At 45.0% G+C, this 703-nt stretch carries 1 protein-coding gene; it reads left to right on the top strand.

Translation table 11 applies throughout. The features are described 5' to 3' along the window. Nucleotides 1–89 precede the first annotated feature (89 nt). Nucleotides 90–701, top strand: a complete 612-nt coding sequence (lolB, locus tag R7E78_RS26700; RefSeq protein WP_318058681.1) for a lipoprotein insertase outer membrane protein LolB — start codon at nucleotides 90–92, stop codon at nucleotides 699–701. Nucleotides 702–703 lie beyond the last annotated feature (2 nt).

Raw genomic sequence — 703 nt, forward strand, 5'->3', positions numbered from 1 at the left:
GGTAAGCCGGATTTGTTTTCCTAAGTCCGTCTTTTCAATGCTATAGTTGTGAGTGATTCCCGATAAAACTGATTAATAAGCCATCAAACATGACCTTACGTTCCTTTCTCATCTTTTTCTTGTCGAGCCTTATTCTCGCTGGGGGTAGTTCCGTTCCTGAAAGCGTCACCAGCGTCGAATGGCAAGCTCATGAACAACGTCTTGAAACCATCCATGATTTTCAAGCGACCGGGAAATTAGGCTACATCGGCCCCGACCAAAGACAAAGTCTGAACTTTTTTTGGAAGCACTCCACCGCTTTAAGCCAACTTCGATTAACCACTGTCTTGGGACAAACCGCATTAAAACTGACGATTACCCCACAAGGGGCAACGGTTGAAACGTATGATGACCAAGTCCTTTCAGCACGCAACGCTAATCAACTGATTTATCGCCTCACAGGCTTGATGATGCCAGTTGACCACATGCCCGACTGGTTACTCGGTTTACCTACCGATGCAGATACATTCCAGCTTTCTCCAGCCAACACACTGCAAACCTTAGACAAACAGATAGGTCTTAACGACTGGAAAATCGCTTACGAACGTTATGGCGACGTAGAATGGCATGAACAGACGCTTCCATTACCGAATAAACTAAAGCTGACGACATCAGACGTAAAAATCAATCTAGTGATCACAAAATGGAACATCACCCAATGATC

The organism is Vibrio sp. YT-19(2023), assembly GCF_033337395.1.

Bases quoted from the DNA above. Each gene is read 5' to 3' on its own strand.
- lolB (WP_318058681.1), top strand. From the start codon at position 90: ATGACCTTACGTTCCTTTCTCATCTTTTTCTTGTCGAGCCTTATTCTC.